This is a genomic window from Pseudoxanthomonas suwonensis J47 (genome assembly GCF_000513955.1).
Classification (GTDB): Bacteria; Pseudomonadota; Gammaproteobacteria; order Xanthomonadales; family Xanthomonadaceae; genus Pseudoxanthomonas; species Pseudoxanthomonas suwonensis_C.
In genome coordinates, this window is record NZ_AZUZ01000014.1 from 62,885 (window position 1) to 85,642 (window position 22,758).

Consider the following 22,758-nt stretch of genomic DNA (forward strand, 5'->3'; position numbering starts at 1 on the left):
CCCCCTCAGTGCTGCGAATGATCGCCTTGCGCCGCCGCGCCTTGCATCGAATCCTTGCTCCCCAGCTGCGCGAGCAGGCCATCCAGGAACGCCTGGAAGTCCTGTTCCCGCCCCGCCAGCACGTGCAGCTTGTGCAGTTCCGCCAGGTACTGCCGGATGTGCGGATGCTCCGGTCCGAGCCCGCGGCACAGCAGCACCGCCGCTTCGGCGTGGATCGCGATGGCGCCGGCGAAATCGCCGGCCTTCGCGCGCAGGTCGGCGAGCTCCTTCATCACCGGGAACAGGTCCAGGTGGCCGGGGGGCAGGCGTGCGCGCAGCAGGTCGAGGGCGGTGCGGTAGTGCGGCTCGGCCTCCGCGTCCCGGCCGAGCGCGCGCAAGGCGCTGCCGAGCAGGAAGGCGGGATTGGCCGCGTCGCCGCTCCTGCCCTGGTCCGCCAGGCGGATGGCCAGGGCTTCCTCGAGCACGGGCACGCAGCCGGCCGCATCGCCGAGCCCCTGCAGGGCCGTGGCCAGGTTCACCAGGCGCAGCGCCAGTCCGGCACGGTCGTCAGGCAGATGGGCGCGACGCAGGCCGATGGCTTCGCGCAGCAGCTGCGCTGCCGAATCGAGACGCCCCAGCTCCTGGTGGCAGGTGGCGAGGTTCTCGCAGGCGAGGGCGAGGATCCCGGGCGGCGGGTTCTCCATCGCCCGCCACCCGGCCAGGGCCTCGGCCAGGACGGGTTCCGCGGCAGCGTGGTTGCCCTGCCGGGTGAGCGTCATGCCGTGGTCGTTGAGGCTGCGGACCAGGGCCTGGGCGTTGTCCGGCGCGTACTGGCGGCGCAGCGCCACGATCTCCCTGTACAGCGGTTCGGCCTCGGCCCAGCGCTGGCGCTCGCGCATCCGCGCGGCGACGGTGGCCAGGTCGACCATGAGTTCTTCCGGATCTTCCGGCAGGCGCACCCGGCGGAACTCGAGGAGCCGGCGCATCCAGGTTTCGGCCTGCTCCTCCTGGCCCGCCTTCAGGTGCAGCGAAAGCACCATCTCCGCGATCTTGGGCAGCATGGCGCCTTCGGCGGAGCGCGGATCGATCGCACCGGCGGCCGCGGAGAACAGCTCGATGCACTTTGCATCGTGCCCGGCACCGAGCAGGGGAGACACCAGCTCCAGCGAGTGCTGCAGCAGGACCGCGGGTGCGCCTTCGCCGAACTTCCAGCGCGTCGCCAGTTCGTCGCAACGGGCATCCACGGCCGCGATGGCATCGCCGAGCCGCTGGTGCGAGGCGGCGAGGATCCGGAACGCCTCGATCCGCGCGCCGGCCATCACCCTGGAATCGGGACTGGTGATCGCGAGCGCTTCGGTGCACAGCGCCAGCGCCTGGCCAGGCTCGGTCTCCTCGCACAGCTGCGCCAGGCTCACCAGCACCAGGCCCAGCGCTTCGGCCTGCGCCGGCAGGTGCTTGCGCAGGATGGCCTCGGCCGAGCGGAACCAGGCCACGGCTTCGTATGGCCGTCGGGCCGCGACTTCCAGCTGGGCGCAATGCACCAGACAGGTGGCCACGTCCGGATGGTCGGGCGCCTTGCACGCGCGCCAGATCGCCAGCGCCTCGCGGTAGGTCTTGCGGGCGGCGTCGAAGTCGCCCTGCTTGCGCTGCAGCAGGCCCACCGCATCGAGCGTGGCGGCACGCTTGGGATGGTTGGGCGGGAGGTGGACCGACATGATAGCCAGCACCCGCTCGAGCATCGCCGAGGCTTCGGCGAGCCTGCCGGTCATCGAGTAGAGCAACGCCAGGTTGTTCATGATGGACGCCGAGTCCATCGTCTGCTGCATGCCGGTGGCGCGGTCGTATTCCAGCGCCTTCAGGTATGCCGCCTCGGCTTCCTCCAGCTTCGCCTGCTCGCCCAGTGCGACGGCGAGGTTGTCGTAGGCCACCGCGAGCACGCGCGGGGGGATTCCCGGTGTCCGTTCGAAGTGGGCGGCGATTTCCCGGTACAGGGCCTCGGCTTCCGCCGGCCGGCCCTGGTCGCGGCGGATGCCGGCCAGGGTCATCTTCAGTTCCATCCGCACTTCGACGTTGCCGGGGTTCACCTTGGCCAGGATTCCTTCCAGCCTGGCCAGGGCCGCTTCGGCCTGGCCCAGGTCGCCGCTGGCCCGGTGCAGTTTGGAAAGCGTGCCCAGCGCCTGGCCGATCCAGTTCAGTTCCTCGCGCCGGCCGGAGACGCGGTCGACCAGGGCCGAGGTCCACGCCAGGCCGATGCCGACGAAGTGCCATTCCTCCAGCGCCCTGGCGAAGGCGAAGGCCTTCTGCAGGTCGATCGCGGCACCGGCGATCGATCCATGCCAGCTGGAAGCCAGCGCATGCAGGTCCCCGGTGGGCGTGGTCAGCCCGGCGCCCATCGCGGCGAGGGCGCGCCGCGCAAGCTCGGGATCGGTGCCATGCAGGGCCAGCGCCGCGGCTGGCGGCGACAGCGCGCGGCCGATGCCGGCGAGGTCGTCGAGCATCAGCAGCTGGAAGACGCGTTCGGCCACCGCCTCGCCATCCTCGCCGGTGAAGTGCCGGGCCAGGTGCTCGCGGGCAGTACGGGTGGCGGTGTCGTCGAGGTCGAGCGCCGCTTCCAGGATGCCGTGCATCAGCCGGTAGCGACCGTTGTCGTTGACCAGGTAGGGCAGCAGGCGGGAGATGACCGGCGACAGGATGCGGTCGGGAATGCGTTCCAGGCCGGGCGGCGGTGCCAGCCGCGCCAGGTCGGCACGCGCCAGGCCGCGGCGGGACAGCGACATGTAGCCGAGCAGGGTGGAGACGAGCCCGCCGTTGCCGTACTCCGCGTCCATCGACCGCAGCGCGTCGCGGAACAGCGCCGGCGTGTCCGGCATCGCCAGCAGGCGGCCGAGTTCGTCCGACAGCGTCTCGTGGTTCGGGTGCAGGCGCAGTTCCTCGAGCACCAGACGCAGGAACAGCGGCACCGCGCAGTTGCCGGCACCGGCGAGCATGTCCGCCTGCGCGGGCGAGATCGACTTGCCGTACAGCTGCAGGAACGCCCCCACCACCCGCGCGCGCGCCGCGCCGTCCAGGGGCGGCAGCCGGAGCGTGGTCCAGGTCGGGCTGGCGGCCTCGGGCGTGCAGGTGACGACGAGGGCGACGCCGCGCGGCAGCGGCAGGTGCGACAGGCGGTCGAGCGCCTGGCCTGGATCCTCCAGCTGGTTCAGCGCGTCGAGGGTGAGCAGCAGCGGCTTCGGCGTGCGCTGGGCGGCCATTCCAAGCAGCGTCGGCAGCGCGGCCCAGCGGCCATCGTCGTCGTTCGGCAGCTGGGCGTCGGCCAGGCCCGCGCGCTGCAGCCAGGCGACCAGCCGGTCGCGCCAGTGGGCCAGCGTGCGGTTGCCGTCGGCGCCGGTGTAGTGCGCGAAGCAGGTGGCGTCCACGCTGCGGGCCAGGTAGGCGAGGAAGGCGCTCTTGCCGTAACCGGAAGGCGCGACGACCTGGATGGGCGCTGCGTCATCCTGGTTCCACTGCGCGGCGCACGCGTCCTCGACGATCGCGCGGAAGTCCGGCAGCGGCACGTAAGCCTGCAGGCGCGACAGCGCGTAGTGCGCGTGCGCCTGCGAGTCGCGGGTCTGCGGATCCGGCGCGTCTTCGAGCGGGTAGATGCCGTCGAGCTCGCGCAGCAGGTAATCGAGCACGTCGGCGCCCAATTCCTCCAGGCTCGCGTAGCCGTCGATGCCGACATTGCCCGAGGCGCGCAGGCGATCCTTCAGCCGGGCCTGGCGGGGATCGGCGTCGGCGAACGCCGTCGGCTCGGTGGCGTCGTGGGCCAACTGCCCGGTGAACTCCGGCGAGCGCAGGTAGACCCGCGCGCGCGTCGCCGGTTCGGCCGGTTCGAGCACGCCCACGCGCATCTCCAGTTCGGTGACGCTGATGCCCTGCTCGAGCGCGCGGCGGATCTGCCCGGCGTGCGGCGAGTCGGGCCGCTGTTCCCAGAACGAGCGCAGGTCGGCCGGATCCGGCACCCAGCCGTAGCGCTCGCCGAGCAGGCCGATGAAGAACGGCGTCCGGCCGGAGGCGCGGCAGCGCTCGATCTCGTCCAGGCAGATCTCGATGGTGCGGCCGTTGCGCGATTCCTCCTCGGTGATGCCCCAGCGCAGGTCGATCTCGGACAGGACCACGTCGCGCTCCAGGCACGCCTTCCGCACCACGGGAAACACGTGCGAGAAGAGGTAGTCGCGCTCGGCGTGCATGTCCTTGAAGGTGGACGAGATGAAGATGCGGATCTCGCGGGAACGTCCCTGATCCATGGCGTCGTGTTTCCCCTGTTGCAAAGCCCGTACGTGTTTCACACCGCTTCGACGCGCATGACGCCGCGCCCGGGCGCATGCGCACCCGGGCGATCGAAGGGTTTACCCATGGAGTGCCGCACGTGGTGCGGCCTAGTCCGAAGGCGCCTGCCTGTCTGCAATCACAGGCCTTCCCGGCCCTTCCCCGTGACGCGACCCCCTGCTGCAATCGCTGACCAAGCAGACATCTCCATTCCCTTGGAAGCGACTTTGCCCGGAGTAGGGCACGGGCGGCAACCGTCAGCCAGCATTTGCATACCAGGGATTCGGATCAGCCCGTTGTTCCAGCACGGATTCCTGCAGGTAATTAATCCTGCGGACAATTTGCCCGGCACGCCCGGCGCGCGCGAGAACGAGCTCATCGCTGCGCAGCGCCATCAGTTCCGGCGTCGTCAGGCGCGGCATCAGCAGGCGGAATTCTTCGGCCATGCTGGGGCAGCTGGGCGCGAAGGCCTGGACCGCGGCGGCGTTGTTGAGGATCGTGCGCCATTCGTGAGGATAGGTCGCGTGCAGCTGGTCCAGGTCCTGCCAGAAGCTCCAGCACTGCACCCCGTAGCCGCGGTAGAGGGTCATCGCGGTCACGAACAGGTCCAGGTGGCCGAGCTGGGCGGCCTCGTCGATGAGCAGCAGCGTGGGGCAGGCCGGCCGTGCGCGGCGTCCCAGCAGCAGCGCCGACAGCGTGCCCAGCCACAGGCGCAGCAGCCGGGCGGACGACGGCAGCCGGTTCGGCGGGATGACGATATAGATCGTCATCGGCCGGCCGTCCCGCAGCGCGTCGAGATCGAACGAGGTCCTGGCCGTGGCCTGGGCGGTGACCCGGCCGCGCAGCGCGCTGAGCAGGGTGTCGGCGTGGGAGACCACGTCGCGCGCGGTGTCCTGGCCGCTGGCCGAGGACAGCACCACCTGGCCCTGGCTGCGCGCCTCGGCGATGGACGACTGCGCCATCTGCACGCCCAGCAGCTTCGGCTCGACGACCATCCGGCTCCCGAGCTCGAGGAAGCCGGCCAGGTTGCGCGCCGGCGCGGGCGTGGTGTCCAGGTAGTGGGCGAGCAGGCCGCAGATCAGCTGGCGCCCGGCCAGCGACCAGTACGGATCGCCGGAGGCGTCCTGCACCGGCGCCAGCAGGTTGGAGAAGGCGCGCAGTTCGCCGCCTGCGCCGATGGCGTTAGCGGGCAGCATGTCGAACGGATTGAGCGCGCCGCCGGCCCCATCGCCGATGCCGAACGGATCGAGCACGACCACGTCCTGGCCCAGCACTTCCTCGCGGTAGCGGCGGGTCACCGCGACGGCCTCGCCCTTGCAGTCGAGCACGATGGCCTGGCCGGGATGGGTGAGCAGGGCGGGGATCAGCGCGCTGACGCCCTTGCCGCCACCGGTGGGCGCGACGGTCAGCACGTGGCCTTCCGGCCCGAGGCTGATCGGCTGGCCGGTGGCCGGATCGCGGCCGAGGAGGACGGCATCGTTGTCAGAGTTCGGGAACATGGCGGACCTCCTGGCGGCGGGCGTGGATGGGGGTGACGTTGCTGGCCGGTGCGCCCTCGTGCGGGACGCCGCCGTGCAGCGGATTGGGGTCGAAGCAGCCGGCGAACGCGGCATCGGCGAGGTAGTTCGCCCGCCTGGCGTCGAGCGAGAGGCGGCCGGCCTGCATCAGCAGCATCGCGTCGCGCCCGGGCGAGAGCAGTTCGCGGTGGTCGTCGAGCCCGTGCAGCCGCGCCAGCTCCATCGCCGTGGCTTCGTTGGGCACGCCGAAGACCTGGTGGACGGCGCAGTTGTGCAGCAGGGCCTTCCACAGGTCCGGGTAGGTGGCCTGCATCTGCGCCAGGTCCTGCCAGAAGGTCCACACGTTCACGCCGTAGCCGCGGGCCAGAGTCATGGCGGTGACCAGCGGCGGCAACGGGCCCAGCTGCGCAGCCTCGTCCACCAGGAACAGGGTCCGCTCGGCCGGCGCACGCCGGCGCCCGAGTGCCGCATGCAGCAGCATGCCGACCCACAGACGCATGAGCGCGGCCTGCGCGCGCAGCTGGGTCGGCGGCAGCACCAGGTAGATGGTCATCGGCACGCCCGCGGCGAAGTCCGCCAGGTCGATGCTCGACGGCCCGACCGCCGTGCACGCGACCGCCGGATTCGACAGCTCGGCCACCAGGCCCTGCGCCACCAGCACGCAGGAGGCGAAGGCGTCGTCGCTGCCGGCCAGGAACGAACGGGCCGCCATGCGCAGGTCCGGGTTGGGCGAGTCCATGAGCGCGCGGCCCTGCGCACGCAGTTCGGCGGCTGGCACCTCGAAGAACGACAGCCAACCCTCGATGCCGCGTTCGCGGCGCTCCGGATCGATGCAGGCGAGGAGGAAGGTCGCCGCCAGCAGTTCGTGGCCGCGTTCGTACCACCACAGGTTGCGGTCGATCCGGCGGTGGCGCGGGACCAGCAGCCCGGTGACCATGGCTGCGTCTTCCCAGGTGGGATCGTCCGGATCGGCCAGCAGGTCCATCGGGTTGAGACGGTCGCTGTGGACTCCGGTGACGCCGAACGGATCGAGCACGCGCACGCGCTGGCCCAGCTGCCGGCGGAAACGTGCGGTCACCGCATGGTTCTCGCCCTTCGGATCGACGACCACGGCCGAGCCGCGGTGCGACAGCAGGGCCGGGATGACCGCGCCCACGCCCTTGCCCGCGCCGGTCGGCGCGATCGTCACCAGATGACCTTCGCCGCGGTGGAGCAGGGGCGTGGCGGCGTGGCGTGAGCCGGCACCGGCAAGGCGCCGCCCGTTCCAGCCCAGCGGCAGGCCTTCGAACACCGGCTCGCGCGACGCCGGCAGCGGGTGGCTGCCCACATGCGGCAGGCGCACGCCGTGCTGCCTGGCGCTGGCGGCCCGCGTGCGCGGCCTGGCCGGCGTCGGCGGGTCGAGCGACAGCTTGCGCTCCACCAGCCGGTCCACCAGGCGGCGGATGCCCGCCAGGCAGTTGCGATGGAAGCGCACGCCGGGCTGCCGTGCACGCGCGTCGAGCATGCCGGCGACGATGAAGTCGACGACCTGGCGCTGGTCCCCCGGCCGCGCGCTGTCGACCAGGGCTTCGGGTCGCGTCACGTGGCGCGGCAGCACCAGCCCCGCGCGCTCGGAGCGGGCCAGCCCCTGCAGGGCGCTGCACGCCTGGTCGGTGCAGCGGCGCGGCACGGGCTCCAGCCCGGCCAGCAGCTGGTGCAGGGTCAGGTGGTCCGGTGCCGCCCAGGCGCAGGCATCGGTGGACATGCCGCGGCCGAACCAGTCGGGTTCGGGCGGGTCCAGCTGCTGGCGCAGCCGCCGGGCCGGCGCGGACCAGCGCCGCGGAGGCAGACCCTTCCCGAACGTGTCGGCGAGGGCTTCCAGCGCGACCAGCCCATGATTGGGCAGGCCGAGTGCGAGCAGGCGGTCCGCGCGCCGCACGTGGACGCGACGCACCTTGGGGGAGTTTTCGAGGATGGCCAGGCCGACGGCCAGGCCATCGAGCAGCCGGGACGGCGCCGGCGGCAGATCCGCCGGGCACCGGGCAAGGGCCGACATACGCATTCCGCGCTCCTTGGAAGGAGACACCCACGGTCAGTCGCCCGGCGCAGGGCGCCGGTGCGAAGACGGTCAGCGGGGGTGAGGTTCGCTACCGGTCATATGCACCGGCGGCCGAAGTCCTCGGATGCGGGCCGCGCGTGCGGCAGCCAGGGAGAGAGGGACGCTGCGATGGCGACCTGTGCGCGCTTGCCGATGTCGGTCATGGCATTCCCCCCGTAGCGTTGACCGAAGTAGGCCGGGACGCGATTGAAGGAAAGCTTAATGGGCAGGTCGGGGGATCGGCGCGCAGGTCGGGTGGCCAAGCGGCGGTGCCGGGGACTGACAGGGGATCGCGACGTGCCGCGGAGGGCCGGATGCGGCGCGGAGAGCCGATCGGCGAAGAAGAGATGGCGCGCCCGGAGGGATTCATTCCGCAGGCGGCCATCGATCTGGCCAAGCGCTTTGAGGGCTTCCACCGCGTGCCCAAGAACGATCCCGGCCGCGCCCATCCCTACGTCTGCCCGGCTGGGTACTGGACCATCGGCTATGGGCACCTCTGCGACCCGACGCATCCGCCGATCACGGAGGCCGAGGCTTACCTTGCCCAGGATCTGCAGGTGGCGCTCGCCGCCACGCTGCGCTACTGCCCGGTGCTGGCCACCGAGCCCGAGAACCGGCTCGCGGCCATCGTGGACTTCACCTTCAACCTGGGGGCGGGGCGGCTGCAGACGTCGACGCTGCGGCGACGGGTCAACCAGAGGGACTGGGTTGCTGCCCGGCAAGAGCTGAGTCGGTGGGTCTACGGCGGCGGCCGAGCTCTTCCCGGTTTAGTCGCTCGTCGCAATGCCGAAGCAGGCTTGCTGGTCCTATAGTCAGAGCAGGGCTTGTTCGAGCCTTTGCTTGCGTGCCTGCCAGGCTGGCATGACCTGCCCAAGCAAAGCAAAGAAATCCGAGCTGTGATTCTTGTGAATCAGATGGCAGAGCTCGTGCACGATCACATATTCAACACAGGGGCGTGGTGCTTGCACCAACCGTGAGTTCAAGGTCATCTGCCCACCAGGAGACAAGCTTCCCCATCGGCTACGCATCTCGCGTACTACGATGCGTGGCTTCTCGTGCCCAAGTCGCTGGAATGTGTCAAAGGCATCCGTCAGCACTGCATCGAACACCTCACGGGCTCGCCCAAGATACCAGCGTCGCAGCAGTTCCTTCACCTTTGATGGGGGCAACTCCCCAGGGCCGACGACCCACATCTCGCCCCGGGTCAGTTTCACCTGTTCCTGACGGACCTCCGGGTCGTTGGCCTTGACGCGCAGTCGGTACTGTCGCCCCAGGTAGCGATGCGATTCACCGCTCAGATACTGCCGGGGTGCGGTGTGTCTTTCATAACGCGAGAACGTTTCAAGCTGGCGGCTGACCCAGCCGGCGCGTAGACGAAGTTTCTCGTCGATGGTGGAGTCATCGCATCCGCTTGGCGCCAACACGAGAACGCGCCCGCCCGGGTGAACCTCAATGCCTAGCGTTCGTCTCGACGGGCGCTCGACAACCTCATAGCGGATGACCCAGGCACCGTAACGAACCAAGCCGCTTCTGTCGCTCATACCACCATCCGGTGCCTGGCCAGCTGCATCGTCCGGTCGATGATGTCGTCCATCTCACCGGTGGTGAGCATGACCCCCTTCTTGCCCTTGACCTCGTCGTACAGGTAGTCGTCGATCTCGTTCATCGTTCGACGTTGTGCGTCCAGATCGTCCCAAAAGCCCACCTTCTTGTTTCGCTGAATGATCGACCAGATATCGAGAGCAGCATCGGCAGCCAGCGTTGCTGCCGCTTCTTCCGCGTTCACGTGGCCAGCCACGTAGGGCTTGAGAACGCCATACAAGGCAAGGGCATGGTCGTGACCGGCCAACTGTGCCGGGGCATCGTCACTGCGCCGGTTGACCACCGCGTCCTTGATCTCACTGACCTTGTTCAGGTACTCCAGATCGGAGATGCGTTGGGCCCGAAAGTCGTCGATGGCCTGCTGGATGAGCTTCGAGAACTTCTCGTAGAACGCAGGGTCTTGCTCCAAGCGCTCGCTGATGGCCTTCTTGGTTGCATGCGCGATCATGTCCGCCTTGGCGGCCGTCGTCCTGGTCTCACCTTGTTCTTCGACCACCTGCTTGAACGCTTGCTCATCGAAGATGTTCACGGGTTCATTCAGGCGCACCACTTCGTTCGCCGAGATGTGCGTATCCAAGAGTTTCTTGATCTTCGGCTCGAAGTCCCGGTAGTCCACCGATTCGGCGTAGCGCAGCTTGACGGACGCCTTCAGGTTCGTAAACCGCTTGAGATCGTTTTTGTAGGACTGCAGCTTCTTCTCTGGCGTCGATGCGATGAACTGCTCGGACGACATCGCGATCGACAAGGTCTTGCCATAAGCCGCCAGTCGCTCATAGAAAGATTCGCGCAGCTTTTCATCCGCCAGCAGCTGCTCGTAGGCTTCTTCGTCGTGCTGGTTCTTGACCTCTTTGAAGAGGTCCCAAAGATCGGCGTGGCGCTGAGGCAGCTTGGCCACTTCTTCATGGATGCTGACCAAGGCCCCCGCCAGGTCGTCCTCGTCGAAGCCATCCAAAGCGCTGTAGGTGGTCAGCGCCTGATCGAGCTCACCCAGTATGCCGGCGTAGTCGATGATGTAGCCGAACTCCTTGGGTTGCGTGCCCTCGTCGTCGTCATACAACCGGTTCACACGTGCGATGGCCTGAAGCAGTGTGTGTTCGCGCAGCTTGCGCGTCAGGTACAGGACCGTGTTGCGTGGCGCGTCGAAGCCGGTCAGGAGCTTGTCGACGACGATGAGGATCTCCGGGTCTTCGCCGTGCTTGAACAGGTTGATGATCTGCTTGTTGTACTCCTCCTCGGAGCCATACCGCTTCATCATCCGTTCCCAGAAGGCGACGACCTCATGGGTCGGCTCATCGTCCGTCTCCTCGTTGCCCTCGCGGGTATCCGGGGCCGAAATGATGACTTCGCTGGTCACGTGCCCGATTTCATCAAGGAATTTCTTGTAGGTCAGCGCGGCCGCCTTGCTCGGGGCGACAAGCTGCGCCTTGAAGCCCGTGCCCTGCCAGTTCTGACGGAAGTGCTCGCTGATGTCGAAGGCGCGCATGTAGATCACCTGGTCAGCCTTGTTCAGCATCTCGGCGCGGCTGTACTTCTTCTTCAAGTCGGCCTTCTGCGCGTCCGTCAGGCCTTGCGTGTGACGCTCGAACCAGGTATCGATGGCCTTCTCGTTCTGCTCCATCTCCACATGCCGCGCCTCGTAGAGCAGCGGGACCACCGCCCCATCCTTCACGGCCTGATTGATGGCGTAGGTGTCGATCAAACCTCCGAACTTGGCGAAGTTGTTCTTCTCCTTCTTCATCAGGGGCGTGCCGGTAAAGCCCAGGTAGCACGCCATCGGGAACATTTGACGCATGCGCGCGGCAAAGCCGCCAAAGTTGGTGCGGTGACTCTCGTCGACCAGGATGAAGACGCCGGCCGATTCCTCGACGTGCTTGCGGATCGATAGTGCCTTGTCGAACTTGTGAATGAGCGTGGTGACGATGTGCGCCTTGTTCTCGGACACCAGTTCCAGCAGGTGGCGCCCGCTGTCCGCCCGATCCGGCATCAGGCCGCAGGCGGCGAAGGTGTTGCCGAGTTGTTTGTCGAGGTCTACCCGGTCCGTCACCAGCACAATGCGTGGGTTGCGGATATCAGGGTCCAGGGCCAGCGCGCGGGCCAGCATCACCATCGTCAGCGACTTGCCCGACCCTTGCGTGTGCCAGATGATGCCCCCCAAACGTCGTCCCACGTCGTCCCGATGCTTGACCCGCTCGAGCACCCGCTTGATGGCGAAGAACTGCTGATAGCGGGCGACCTTGCGGACGCCGCCATCGAACACGGTGAACTGCAGCGCCAGGTCCAGTAGACGCGCAGGGCGGCATAGGGCATAGAGCATGCGGTCTTGCTCGGTGATGGCCCAGGTTTTGCCCACATCCGGTTCGCGCAGCGATTTGCCATCCCAGATCAAGTCGAACAACCCCGCCTTGGCTTCGGCAGGCAGGGGCTGATCGAGCACGGTGCGCAGTTCTTCGTCGGGAACGTCTTCGCGCCACAGGGCCCAGAACTTTGCGGGCGTCCCCGTCGTGGCGTAGCGCACCTCGTTCTTGTTGGTGGCCAGCAGCAACTGCGTGTAGGTAAAGAGTTTGGGGATGTACTCCTCGCGCTGATTGCGGATCATCTGCGACACCGCCTGGCCGACCTCGACCTTGGGCGACTTGCACTCGATGACGGCAAACGGAATGCCGTTGACGAACAGCACGATGTCTGGGCGGCAGGTTTCAGTGCTTCGTGTGCGCTCGACCGGGAACTCGGCCGTCACGTGGTAGTCGTTGTTGGCCGGATTCTTCCAGTCGATGTAGTGGAGGGTGAAGCTCTTGCTGTCGCCCTCGATGGACTGCTCCAGCGACACACCCAGCGTCAACAAGTCGTAGATGGCCTCGTTGGTCTTCAGCAGGCCGTCGTACTTGACGTTCTTCAGGCGCTGGATGGCGGTCTGGATGTTTTCCTCGGAGAAGAGGTAGCTTTGCCCCTTGTACTGGATGCGGTTGTTCTTCTTCAGCCGCTCGCGCAGGACTTCTTCCAGCAGCACCTGCCCCGGCTTGCCACCGCGTGCGGCCAGCGCCTGCTCGGGCGTGAGGTAGGTGTAGCCCAGGCTGATGAGCAACTGCAGCGCGGGGATTTGCGAAAGGTACTTCTCGTTGAAGCGAAAGCCTTCCATGTCAGGTCGCTCCCGTCCTAATGTGAGCTGGCATGGTGGCAATCACCACAATCTGGCTCTCATCATCCCAAAAGTAATAGATGCGGAGGCAGCGCCTAGGGTCCCGGGTATTGCCGCCGTTCTTGACGTGCCATTCGACTGGAACCTGTTGGCCATTCCAGGCGAACTCAAAGCTGTCCGCGCCGCAGCGGTCGTTATGGATGCCATCGGCGATAGGTTTGCGCAGGTCCCCGGCAGCACCATTCATCCGTGAGTCGCGGTATTCGTTTGCCAGCCACAGCAGGCAGCGTGCTGCCGTCTGCGGTTCATCGAAAACAGCAGACTTCGTCTCACGGCGTGCTCTGCTGGAGAGCATGACGCGGCCACCGAGGACTTCGTCACACCAATCGGAAAACGTGTCCCAGCTTTCTGGGAGTCGCACGGCCGAGTCTGGTTCGTCGCCGCGTTCTTTGATCTGCGCCAGCAGTTGTTGGATCCGAAACTGGGCACCGCGCAGCTGCTGCTGATAACTCTGGGCGTCTTCCTCCGCGCGCTGGAAATCACACATCCACTGTTCCGCCTCGGCCTTGGAGCGCTCCAGATCATCTTTCAAGGCTTCGAGCTGAATTTGGGCAGCCTTAAGCTGCTCTGCATCTGATGAACCGATCCGCTGCAACCTTTGGCGTTCAAAGTCGAGACTCGATTCCCGAACCGCTGAAAAGGCGACGACATCGTCACCCAGCCGCAAGCGACGCAAGCTCTCACTCGCCACCAGCCAACGCAGCGCCTTTTGGGTCGATCGTGCCTGCTCATAGTCGTCCGAGGGGTCGATAAAGAACAGCCGGTGCGCATATGGGTTTGCATCCAGCGAAAATCCCGGCATGTAGGACCGCACAGCGCCGTTGTAGACCGAACGGGGCTTGCCAAGCTGCTCCGTCAAAACCCAGGTATGGACTGATGGAACGACAACCACTTTTGCGATCCCAAGAGTCGCCTTTGCCAACAAACGAGCATCGAGCCGGGGAGCCGATTCGCCTTCAGCGATAGAGCACACCAGGTAGGGGATAGACCGACTCGGATTGATCAGTTTTTCGACCAGGTCTTCTGCGTCAGTTTGGGAGGTGATGAACCAAGGTAATCCATCAAAGCGAACATCGCCCTGCTCCAGACCGCAAACGGAATTGACTTGCCGCACCAGCCCGGGAACGGCGGGTTCAATCGCCAGGAACTCCTCCGGGGTACTGACCAGCAGGCGCAGACTGAACAGGGCGGGGCCGCTGGTCTGGGCGTAGCCGATGACGACCTCTGTCGTCCATGTGCGCTGGGCGACATTGGCGTCGGGCCTATCGACCCGAAGAGCCCAAAGCGCGCGGCGGTCATCCGCGAAACTCGCGCCAAGGCAAGTTCGACCTCCACGAAGATGTTCGAAGGAGTGTCCCTCCGCCGCTGCAGCTGGCAACTGGTCGCGGATCTGTTTTGCCGCCCATGACAACACCTCGCTTCGTGCTGCACTGGCTGCAGCTACAGCATTGGTGTCGGAAAGCGCCGCTGCGACACGAAGCAGCTCGCGTTCTCGAACACGGGGCATACGGTTGCCGGCAATGGCCGGAGAGTCAGTGAACTTGGGTAATTGCAGAGAGTTCATCATTTACCTCCCGAGCAAGCCGCCCACAGGGGGCACGAGCTTGGCGATGACGGCATCCGCTTGGGCGGTCTGCCCGGCGCGCTCCAGGGCGCGTGCCTGAGTGGTCAGATCTTTTAGCCGCGTTACCGCGTCGCGTTTCCATTGCGGCGCGAACAACCCCGCATCGAGCGCATCGACGATCTCAAAGAAGTAGTCGCCAACCTGTCGCGAGGCGAGCAGGCCGAAGAAGCCGTACCCGTGGCCGGCGACTTGTTGCTCCAAGGCATAGGACTCGAACGGATACCCGGCCTTGGCGTTCCAGTACTTCATGATGCGCGCCAAGGGCTTGATGAGGTTGCCGTTGGCCTGATTGGCGCTGGTCAGCATGTTGTTGAAACCCTTCGGATCGGTGCCTTGCCAGCTTTGGTAGCCGGAGCCCTTGGCCGGAATCTGCAAACCACCCCACCAGTTCTGTAGCGCAGGCACAAGCTCGAAACGGATGTGGTTCAACTCCAGCGCGACGGTCGGGTGCGACTGCGCGACTTCAGAGCGGGCGTACCGAAGCTCCGCGAATCGGCGTAGTCGGTCGAGGTAACTTTGGGGCTGCAACCCGCCGTCCGAGAAGACGACCATGTAATCCACGTCGGACTGCGGGTCCATCGAGCGGGGCAGGATCGTCCCTCGGCTGTAGGAGCCGAAGACAAAGTGCTGGCTCATCTGAGCGCCGAAGTGATCCTCCAGGCGCGTTTGCAGCGTCGCGATGGAACGCTGCACGCCTGCCTTCTCGTCGTCACGCAGGATGGCCTGGTTCGCCAAGTTCGTGAGGTAGCTATTGATGGTCATGGACTCACCTCGTCCACGCGGTAGCGGGCCCGGCCGCTGTCGATGTCGTTCTTCGCCTGTTCGTAATCGCAGCGCGCTATAGCCGGCGAGCTCTGATTCAGCTCGTCGCGGGTCCTTGCCAGCTCGAACAGGCGCGCTTTCGCTTCGTCTGCCGCAAGGCCGTCCGTCAGGCCGATTTCTCGAAAGATGCGCGCCTGATTGCGCAGCGCCTGGTATTGGCCTGCGACAGCCTTGTGCATCTCTGCGCGCTCCGACGGCTTCAGGAAAGTCAGCACCGTCGTCAGCGCGGTGGACAGGAGCGCCAGCGCGCCCGCCAGTTCCGGTTGGTCCTTGAACGCGGCGGCGCCAGCAATCGCGGCCAGCAGCGCCGATGGCAGGCCGATCCACAGGTGATAACGCGCCCAGCGCACCGCCGCGTTGTAGTGACCCTTGAACGAGTGTTCGGTGTCTTCTTCGATGCGCTGGGCCTCGGCGGCCAGCTTGCTGATCAGTTCGCTCATGCGGTGGCCTCCTCGGGAACAGGCACGCGCCACTGGCCCGTGAGCAGCTTTTGCATCAGGCCGCGTTTTTGGCGCTTGAGGGCATCAAGCGACTTGCCGAGCAGGTCGATTTCCTCGCGCAGCGCGTTGAGGTAGCGGGCAATGGCGGTTTGGGGGGCGAGGTCAGGCAGAGGAATGACAACGCTCGCAAAATCACCAAAAGAGACGGTTTCCCGAACACTGCCTTGAACACTCTTTTTGATCCGTTCCCGTGCCTCATAGGAGTTGAGCCAATGCCGAAAATAGTCTGAGTCAACCTTGGTTGAGTCGAGTTCAAACACTACATACATAGGGCTCAGCACGCCTTCGTCCCAGGCATCCAGCCGGGCAATGGAGCCAACGTTAATCCGCGACGGGTTATAGGCGTACTGGCCACGTCGAACGACTTTGTAGTTCGAGAGGTCGTCGCTAGCGACACGGCGCTCGAACTGTTCTTCCGGTAACACGACGCCGCGCGAATTCGTCACACTCAGCACGCGGGTGCAATAGCTGCCGCTATTGCGCTCGGAAACTTCGCAAGCGACAGCGCCGACATGCGTGCGGGGATGCTGACCGCGACTGATGAGGCGCGAGAGTTCGTGGGTGTAATGGCGCTCCTTCGCCGCGATGAGGCGCTCGGTGGTTTCGATGGCGGTGTCCCAAGCAGAGAGCACGCTAGCTGTCCGCCGCTGTAGTTGAATGTCTGGCAGCGGTACCTCTTGAAGTTTCAGGTTCCGCCCATTGATGACCGGGACGGTTCCCGAGTTGCAGAAGTCCTGAAGATCATGGAAATCAAACCAGTAGTAGAGATACTCTGGGTCGCAAACATTCGCATCCCGTACTGTGACGACAAGGACGTTATCGTCAGTCAGACAGTCCTCGGCGAGAATTCTCTTGTTGTTGTTTCGGAGAGCTGCTCCGACACGCGGGAACACGATGCTCCCTGCAGGAAATGGGGTAGCACGCATTTCACGAAGCACCTCGGAGCTGACGTAGTTCAAGGACTTGCGCAGGTACTTTGAGCTTGTTGGAGAGCCGATATCGGCCACCTTGACGTACGCCCACTCACCGCAGGACTGTCCTTGGTAGTCGGGCTTGAACGTGTAGCCTTGTTGAACGTCGGCAATCTGTCCTAGGCGGTAGGTGATCAAAGAGGTCATTTGGCTTTCCGCTCCTTGCTCTCCAGCTGCCGCTCGATCCGCTCCAACGCCCGCACATCCTCCGTATCGGCCGCCAGGCGCTCCTTCACCGCCCGGTCAAAGTCGGAAACATATTCGGCTTCCTGTATCCGGCGGTACTTTTCGAACTCGCTTTCGGCATGCGCTTGGGCGGCCTCGGCGCCGATGGAACCTGCGCCTTGCAGGATGCCGCGGTCGGTCAGTTCCAGAAAGCGGTCGAGCTGCTTGGCCCAGTCTTCCATGGTCATGGGGATGTGGCGGCGGGCGCGGTCTTCGGCGAGGTCGAGGTAGCTGTTGACCAGGCGGCCCAGCGCCTCCAGCTCTTCGCGGGTCAGGTAGTTCTTGGCCACGGCGACATCGCTTTTGAGGATGCGCCCGTGCGGCGCTTTGTCCCAGGTGGTCAGGCCCATGTGGGGCTTGCTGGCGTCGGCGCGGGCGCGGATGAGTTCGGCGGCGGTGTGGCCGTGGATGGCGTAGTGCAATTTGTTTTGCACCTTGGCGAAGAAGGCGCGTGTGGCGGGCGCGGCCGCGTCGTAGTCGATGGCGGTGGCGTAGAGGTCGGTGATTTTCTGGTAGAAGTGTCGCTCGGACAGGCGGATCTCGCGGATTTCTTCGAGCAGGCGCGCAAAGTAATCCACGCCGAGGAAGGCACCGTTTTCCAGCCGTTTTTTGTCGAGCACATAGCCCCGGATGGCGAACTCGCGCAGCACCTGGGTGGCCCAGCGGCGGAACTGGGTGGCGCGCACCGAGTTGACCCGGTAGCCGACGGAGATGATGGCGTCCAGGTGATAGTGAGCGACCTCACGCGCGACCTGTCGGCTGCCTTCGGTTTGAACTGTCCGGAAATTCCGGATAGTTGCCGCCTCATCCAGCTCGCCGCTGGTGTAGATGTTGCGCAGGTGCTCGCTGATGGTGCGCACGTCCACGTCGAAGAGCGCGGCCATCAGCTTCTGGGTCAGCCAGATGGTCTCGTCCTCGTAGCGCACCTCGATGCTGGGCTCGCCGGCCTGTTGGGTGAAGATCAGAAACTCGGCGGTGCTGGCGCGGATGCGCAGCGTGTCATCCGCGGGCGGCGGGGCGGCGGGGCGCTTGCGGCTCATACGCCCTCCACACCCAGGGCCTTGAGGTGCTCGCGCATCCGGGCGCGCACCTCGGTGAGTTCCCGTTCGAGCTGCTCGATCTCGCGCTGCACGGCGGCGACGTCGATTTCCGCCTCTTCCTCGAAGGTATCGACGTAACGGGGGATATTGAGGTTGAAGTCTTTCTCGGCGATTTCGTCGAGAGGCGCGACGTAGGCGTATTTGTCCACGTTGCGGCGCTCGGCCACGGTCGCGATGATCTTCTGAAAGTGCGCCTCGGAAAGCTGGTTCTGGTTCTTGCCGGGGATGAACTCGCGGCTGGCGTCGACGAGCAGCACGTCCCGCACGTGTTCGCGCGGGCCGCCTTTCTCGCGGGCGCGGTCGAACAGCAGGATGGCCACCGGAATCGAGGTGGTAGGGAACAGGTTGCCCGGCAGGCCGACGACGGCATCGAGCAGGTTTTCTTCGATCATCGCGCGGCGGATGCGCCCTTCGGCACCGCCACGGAAGAGCACCCCATGCGGCACGACGACCGCGACCCGGCCTTCCTGGGGCAGCGCGCGCTCGATCATGTTGGTGATGAAGGCCCAGTCGCCCTTGGACTTGGGCGGCACGCCGCGCCAGAAGCGGTTGAAGCGGTCGTGGTCGGCGTGCTCCGCGCCCCACTTGTCCAGCGAAAAGGGCGGGTTGGCGACGACCACGTTGAACTTCATCAGCCGGTCGCCTTCGATCAGCGCCGGGCTGTTGAGCGTGTCGCACCACTCGATGCGGGCGGCGTCCTTGCTGTGGATGAACATGTTCATGCGCGCCAGGGCCCAGGTGGCACCGTTGACCTCTTCGCCGAAGAGGGCGTAGTTGTGGCTGCCTTGGGCCTCGACCCATTGGGCGGCTTCGATCAGCAAGCTGCCGGAGCCGCAGGAAGGGTCGCAAATACGGTCGCCGGGCTTGGGGTTGGCCAAGGCCGCCAACAGGCGCGAGACCATCTTGGGTGTGTAGAACTCGCCCGCCTTCTTGCCGGCATCCGACCCGAAGCGCTCGATGAGGTAGATGTAGGTGTTGCCGATGACGTCTTCGGCCACCCGGGAGGGGCGCAGATCGAGCTTGGCGAAGTCCTCCAGCAGGGTCTTCAGGCGGCGGTTGCGGTCCTTGGCCTTGCCGAGATTGGCCTCGCTGTTGAAGTCGATGTTGCGGAACACGCCTTCGAGCTTGGCCTTGTTCGCATCTTCGATATGGTCGAGCACGATGTTGATCAGCTCGCCGATGTTAGGCTCGTTGCGGCGTTCGTACAGCGCGTTGAAGTCCCCCAGGAATCGGTCGATGACGCGGCCTTTCCCGGTCTGCGGATCTTCTTCTTTCAACTCGACATACGGCAGGACGAAGCGCTCGCGCTCGAGCTTGCGGCGGATGCGTTCGTCGTCATCGCCGTACTGGGCCTTGTATTCGGCGTAGTGGTCGTTCCAGAGATCGCTGATGTACTTGAGGAACAGCATCACCAGGATGTAGTCCTTGTACTGCGCGGGATCGACCACGCCCCGGAACGTGTCGCACGCGGCCCAGGCCGTGGCGTTGACTTCTTGTTGGGTGAGCTTTTCGGTCATTCCTTGCTCCTTGTTGGGCGGGGTGCTCGCTACCGGGCACCCCGCTCGTTCATCAGCCGGGGATCTTCTTGGGGTCGTTGCCGTGGCTGTCGGACTGACTGATCTTCCCGTCGCGGTTGTGGATCTTCAGTTCCGACCCCTCGCGCTGGCTCATGCGACGTGCGGCGTCGATGGCCTCCTGCTTGGTGTCGTGGTGAGATCTGGCACGGGTCGCCCCGCCGCGCTTGTTGTCCCAACCGCCATTGGGGTTCGGCACGACATGCCGCGTGTTGCGGGTTGAAGCCTTGTTGGCCATAATCGATACCTCAAACGTTGTGTTGAACGACGTGCCGGTCTGAGTAGGTCCAGTACTCGGGCCGGCTTCCTCACCCGCCATATATCAGCGGGCCTCCTGCGCTTCTCGCAGCAGGATTCCTTCGAGCAGCGCCTTTCGGCGGCCCCTCAATTCCTCCAACAAGGCAGCCTCGCGCGATGCGAGCTGTGCGACCTCGACGATGAGTCGCTGCCTATCAAGCGGCGGCAGAGCTACCTCGAGTTCATCGAGCACACCCTTGCCGATCATCTTCACGGCCGTTCCGGCCGCCTGCCCGGCAAGCGCTGCTTGCGTAGCGCGGTGGTTGATGAACCACTGAAGGTAGGCCGGCTCGACGATTTCCGTCTTTGGCCGGATCAGAAGCATCGGCGCGGCCAGCACAGCGCGGCCAATGTATCCCCCAACTAGTGCAGCTGAATTGGTCACTCCCCGTGATCGAAACAGCAGGTCCCCCTCCTGAACCAGATGGCGATCTTTCAGGTCGGGCATCTGAATGCGAGCGAAGCCTTCGGGATGGAGGAGATTGGTGTCATCGATGTCCTTCATCTGGATTACAGCGACATCGCCCTCCGCATCTGGTTCCAGGCGACTGCGGAACGAGTAGCCCATGCGGACTTCTGCGATGTCGGCCAGCAAGACATTCATGGCGCTGTAATCTGATTACTGTGTTCAATAGCTTGCTTCATGAACGAATGCTAGGCGCACAAGACAAGCCTGTCAAGTGCTGTAAAGGCTTTTCTGGAAAGTTCATGAGTGAGCTCGCGGCAGAAGCTCTGACGAGGGCCGGTGCGGCCAAATCGTCTAATCCACGCCCTCAAGGCCCAGGCTTTACTATCTGGCTTGGAAAACGGACGCGGGTTCGGTTCCGTGATCCGCCACCAATAATGGATGGCCAGTTCGGACATCTGCCCGAAGGCCCTGCGGCGGACGCGGGCGGCCAAGGTCCAGGTGGAGGCGGCTTGACGGCCCGGGGAGTGGGCGTGCACGCCTTTACTCAGTTGGCCCAGCGAGGCCAAACAAAACTAGGCACAGCCAGGGCACAGATCTGTCACAGGGCCCTTGGCGCGCCCGGAGGGATTCGAATCCCCGACCAATGGCTTCGGAAGCCGTGAAAGTTCAATCATGGCAATGGATTGCGGATGGCCTCCGTTGGTCCTGGGCCGCGACTGCGGGGTTTCCAGCGGCAAGCCCACGGGCGCTGCGAGCTCAATTGACGTCCATCCTGCGCGCGGTGTCAGGCTCTTGCTGGCACAGGCTGCCGAGTAAAGGCCGCCAACCACGGGACGCATCAGCCGCCGGCCAGCTGCCTCGCCGCCCGCTCCAGGCCTTGCAGCACCGGGCCTGCGACCTGGTCTGGGAAGCCCCTCGGGAGACCGGCTTCAACGTCGGCAAGCACGCCGGACGTCCGGGCAACAAGATCGTCGACTATTGCTTCGATATCGCGCCCGTCGTCCTCCAGCACGCCATGGCGCTTGCCGAGCGCCAGCCAGTGCCGTCGCTGGATCTCCTTCATCTTCCAGTGCGCGTTGGTCGAACGGATCGCCATCGCCAGGCGGATCTTGTGCTCCGAAAGCAGGCCGGGGCCTTCGCCGATGAGGGGCCAGGCCGACATCACGTCGTACAGCGGCGTGAGGCGATACGCGCCCCGCGGCCGGATGGCGAGGCTGAAATTCTTGGCGTGGCCGTCCGGGGCGCGAAGCATCCAGAACACCAGTTGCGCCAGCAGGAAGGTGCGCCGGTCAGCCTGCGGCGCTTCCGACGTGGCCAGCAGGCCCATGATGCGCTCGATGCCCGGGCCGCCGTCCGACTCGTACTTGAGCGCGGCGGGCGTGCCGGTGGCCTGGCAGAAGTCTTCCTGCGGCAGCCTCGCCAGCCATCGGCCCGACGGACCGTCCAGCCAGGCACGATCGAAGCGCTTCACCGCCAGCACCTTCATGTCCTCGAACTGCAGCGGCTCGCACTCGGCCACGGGCAGTCCGTAGGCCGCGAGGATGCGCGAACACAGCCACTCGTTTTCGATGGAATGGCTCAGGTCGAGTTTCATGTTGCCGACCAGGCCCATCGGCAGCTTCAGGATGTGCGTCGTCGGCGTCGAGCCGTGGGGCAGGCACCAGTGGCCGTCGATCCACGCCAGTGCGGTCTTCTCCTGCGCGCCGGCAATGGAGATGCGGAAGTCGTCGTATTCCACCGGCATCGCGCCGGCCATCGCCGGCGGGGCCACGGTGCCGCGCAGGAGGGCGGCCACCTCGTGTTCGTCCAGCGGCGTGGCATCAAGCGTGCGCACGTCGCCCGGCGTCATGCCGTCGGGCAGGATCTGCAGCGCGCCCACGCAATCGCGTCCGATCTGCGCCAGCAGATCGAACGCCTGTGTGGACTTGGCGCGGAATCGGCGCGCGGCCCGGGCCCGGATCTCCTGGCTGTCGGGCAGCAGGTTCTCGAAGTACGCGCGCACGACATCGCCGCGATGCGGCAAGCCGCCCGGCGTGAACGGGAGCGAGAGCGACAGCGGGCGGCCCTGCGGCGCAGCCTGCCAGCCGGCGTCGTATTCGAGGACATCGCCGGCGCTGGCGTCGAGGCGCCAGGTGCCTACGAACTCGCCGTTCATCCACAGACCCAGGGCCTGGCGGCGCGACGTGCGTCCGGTACGGGGCGTCACCATCCGGCACCTCCCGTGGCGGACGGCTTCGGGTCGGTTTTGGGGCCGCGCGACTGCAGCACCAGGTCCACGCCGAGGATGCCCAGCAATTGCAGCAGCCGATCAGCGCTGACCTTGTTGGCGTTGCGCTCGAGGGCGGAGAGCGTCTGCTGCGTGATGCCCAGTCGCGCGGCGAGCTGGCCCTGGGTCAGTCCGGCCTGTTTACGGAAGGCCTTGAGCAGGGCAGGCAACTGGTCGGGGGTTCGGACGATGTACTGGCTCACGGCACGCATCCTGAGCTGTATTCTCAGGAAACAGCTTATAGGCTGTTGGTGTGGAAAACGCAACAGGGGCTGTATTTTCCCACCCCGG

At 65.6% G+C, this 22,758-nt stretch carries 16 protein-coding genes; 1 reads left to right on the top strand and 15 read right to left on the bottom strand.

Annotated elements, in window-relative coordinates:
• Positions 1–5: 5 nt before the first annotated feature.
• The 3 genes from M503_RS0105655 to M503_RS0105665 all read right to left on the bottom strand — a co-directional run bounded on the left by M503_RS0105655 (position 6) and on the right by M503_RS0105665 (position 7,845).
• On the bottom strand, positions 6–4,265 hold the full coding sequence (locus M503_RS0105655; RefSeq protein ID WP_028920034.1) for a tetratricopeptide repeat protein: 4,260 nt from the start codon (positions 4,263–4,265) through the stop codon (positions 6–8).
• A gap of 279 nt (positions 4,266–4,544) precedes the next feature.
• A complete protein-coding gene (locus M503_RS0105660) occupies positions 4,545–5,786 on the bottom strand; it encodes a type IV secretory system conjugative DNA transfer family protein (protein WP_028920033.1) in 1,242 nt (413 codons plus the stop codon).
• Complete coding sequence (locus tag M503_RS0105665; RefSeq protein ID WP_155951970.1) at positions 5,770–7,845, bottom strand: type IV secretory system conjugative DNA transfer family protein; 2,076 nt, start codon at positions 7,843–7,845, stop codon at positions 5,770–5,772. Before M503_RS0105665 ends, M503_RS0105660 begins: the two co-directional genes overlap by 17 nt.
• A 350-nt stretch (positions 7,846–8,195) precedes the next feature.
• Here M503_RS0105665 and M503_RS0105670 point away from each other — a divergent pair, with 350 nt between their 5' ends.
• Complete coding sequence (locus tag M503_RS0105670) at positions 8,196–8,693, top strand: lysozyme (RefSeq protein WP_231472326.1); 498 nt, start codon at positions 8,196–8,198, stop codon at positions 8,691–8,693.
• Here M503_RS0105670 and M503_RS17030 read toward each other — a convergent pair whose 3' ends face one another.
• The 12 genes from M503_RS17030 to M503_RS0105725 form a co-directional block, all read right to left on the bottom strand.
• The gene (locus M503_RS17030; RefSeq protein WP_081720948.1) at positions 8,694–9,422 is read right to left on the bottom strand and encodes a M48 family metallopeptidase; all 729 of its coding nucleotides are present in this window, start codon (positions 9,420–9,422) and stop codon (positions 8,694–8,696) included.
• Positions 9,419–12,619: a type I restriction endonuclease subunit R gene (locus M503_RS0105675; protein WP_028920030.1), complete on the bottom strand. Its 3,201-nt coding sequence runs from the start codon at positions 12,617–12,619 to the stop codon at positions 9,419–9,421. The genes M503_RS17030 and M503_RS0105675 overlap by 4 nt, the downstream gene beginning before the upstream one ends.
• 1 nt (position 12,620) lies before the next feature.
• Positions 12,621–14,243 (bottom strand): hypothetical protein, encoded by a 1,623-nt coding sequence (locus M503_RS17300; protein WP_155951971.1) that lies wholly within the window; start codon positions 14,241–14,243, stop codon positions 12,621–12,623.
• A gap of 3 nt (positions 14,244–14,246) precedes the next feature.
• Positions 14,247–15,065: an SMODS domain-containing nucleotidyltransferase gene (locus tag M503_RS0105685; RefSeq protein ID WP_028920029.1), complete on the bottom strand. Its 819-nt coding sequence runs from the start codon at positions 15,063–15,065 to the stop codon at positions 14,247–14,249.
• Positions 15,062–15,565: an SLATT domain-containing protein gene (locus tag M503_RS0105690; RefSeq protein ID WP_028920028.1), complete on the bottom strand. Its 504-nt coding sequence runs from the start codon at positions 15,563–15,565 to the stop codon at positions 15,062–15,064. Before M503_RS0105690 ends, M503_RS0105685 begins: the two co-directional genes overlap by 4 nt.
• Positions 15,562–16,743, bottom strand: coding sequence for a restriction endonuclease subunit S (locus M503_RS15760; protein WP_028920027.1), 1,182 nt, complete (start codon positions 16,741–16,743; stop codon positions 15,562–15,564). Before M503_RS15760 ends, M503_RS0105690 begins: the two co-directional genes overlap by 4 nt.
• The gene (locus M503_RS15765) at positions 16,740–17,861 is read right to left on the bottom strand and encodes a virulence RhuM family protein (protein WP_051414305.1); all 1,122 of its coding nucleotides are present in this window, start codon (positions 17,859–17,861) and stop codon (positions 16,740–16,742) included. The genes M503_RS15760 and M503_RS15765 overlap by 4 nt, the downstream gene beginning before the upstream one ends.
• Complete coding sequence (locus M503_RS0105705) at positions 17,858–19,438, bottom strand: type I restriction-modification system subunit M (RefSeq protein ID WP_028920026.1); 1,581 nt, start codon at positions 19,436–19,438, stop codon at positions 17,858–17,860. Before M503_RS0105705 ends, M503_RS15765 begins: the two co-directional genes overlap by 4 nt.
• Before the next feature lie 52 nt (positions 19,439–19,490).
• Positions 19,491–19,733 (bottom strand): DUF2188 domain-containing protein, encoded by a 243-nt coding sequence (locus M503_RS0105710; protein ID WP_028920025.1) that lies wholly within the window; start codon positions 19,731–19,733, stop codon positions 19,491–19,493.
• 84 nt (positions 19,734–19,817) lie between these two features.
• Entirely contained in the window at positions 19,818–20,396 is a 579-nt protein-coding gene (locus M503_RS0105715) for a restriction endonuclease subunit S (RefSeq protein ID WP_028920024.1), read from the bottom strand.
• Between the two features lie 643 nt (positions 20,397–21,039).
• Positions 21,040–22,410 carry a type II toxin-antitoxin system HipA family toxin gene (locus M503_RS0105720; protein ID WP_037060606.1) on the bottom strand — a complete coding sequence of 457 codons (1,371 nt, stop codon included), beginning with the start codon at positions 22,408–22,410 and terminating at the stop codon, positions 21,040–21,042.
• Positions 22,404–22,670, bottom strand: coding sequence for a helix-turn-helix domain-containing protein (locus M503_RS0105725; RefSeq protein ID WP_028920022.1), 267 nt, complete (start codon positions 22,668–22,670; stop codon positions 22,404–22,406). Before M503_RS0105725 ends, M503_RS0105720 begins: the two co-directional genes overlap by 7 nt.
• Between the last annotated feature and the right edge of the window lie 88 nt (positions 22,671–22,758).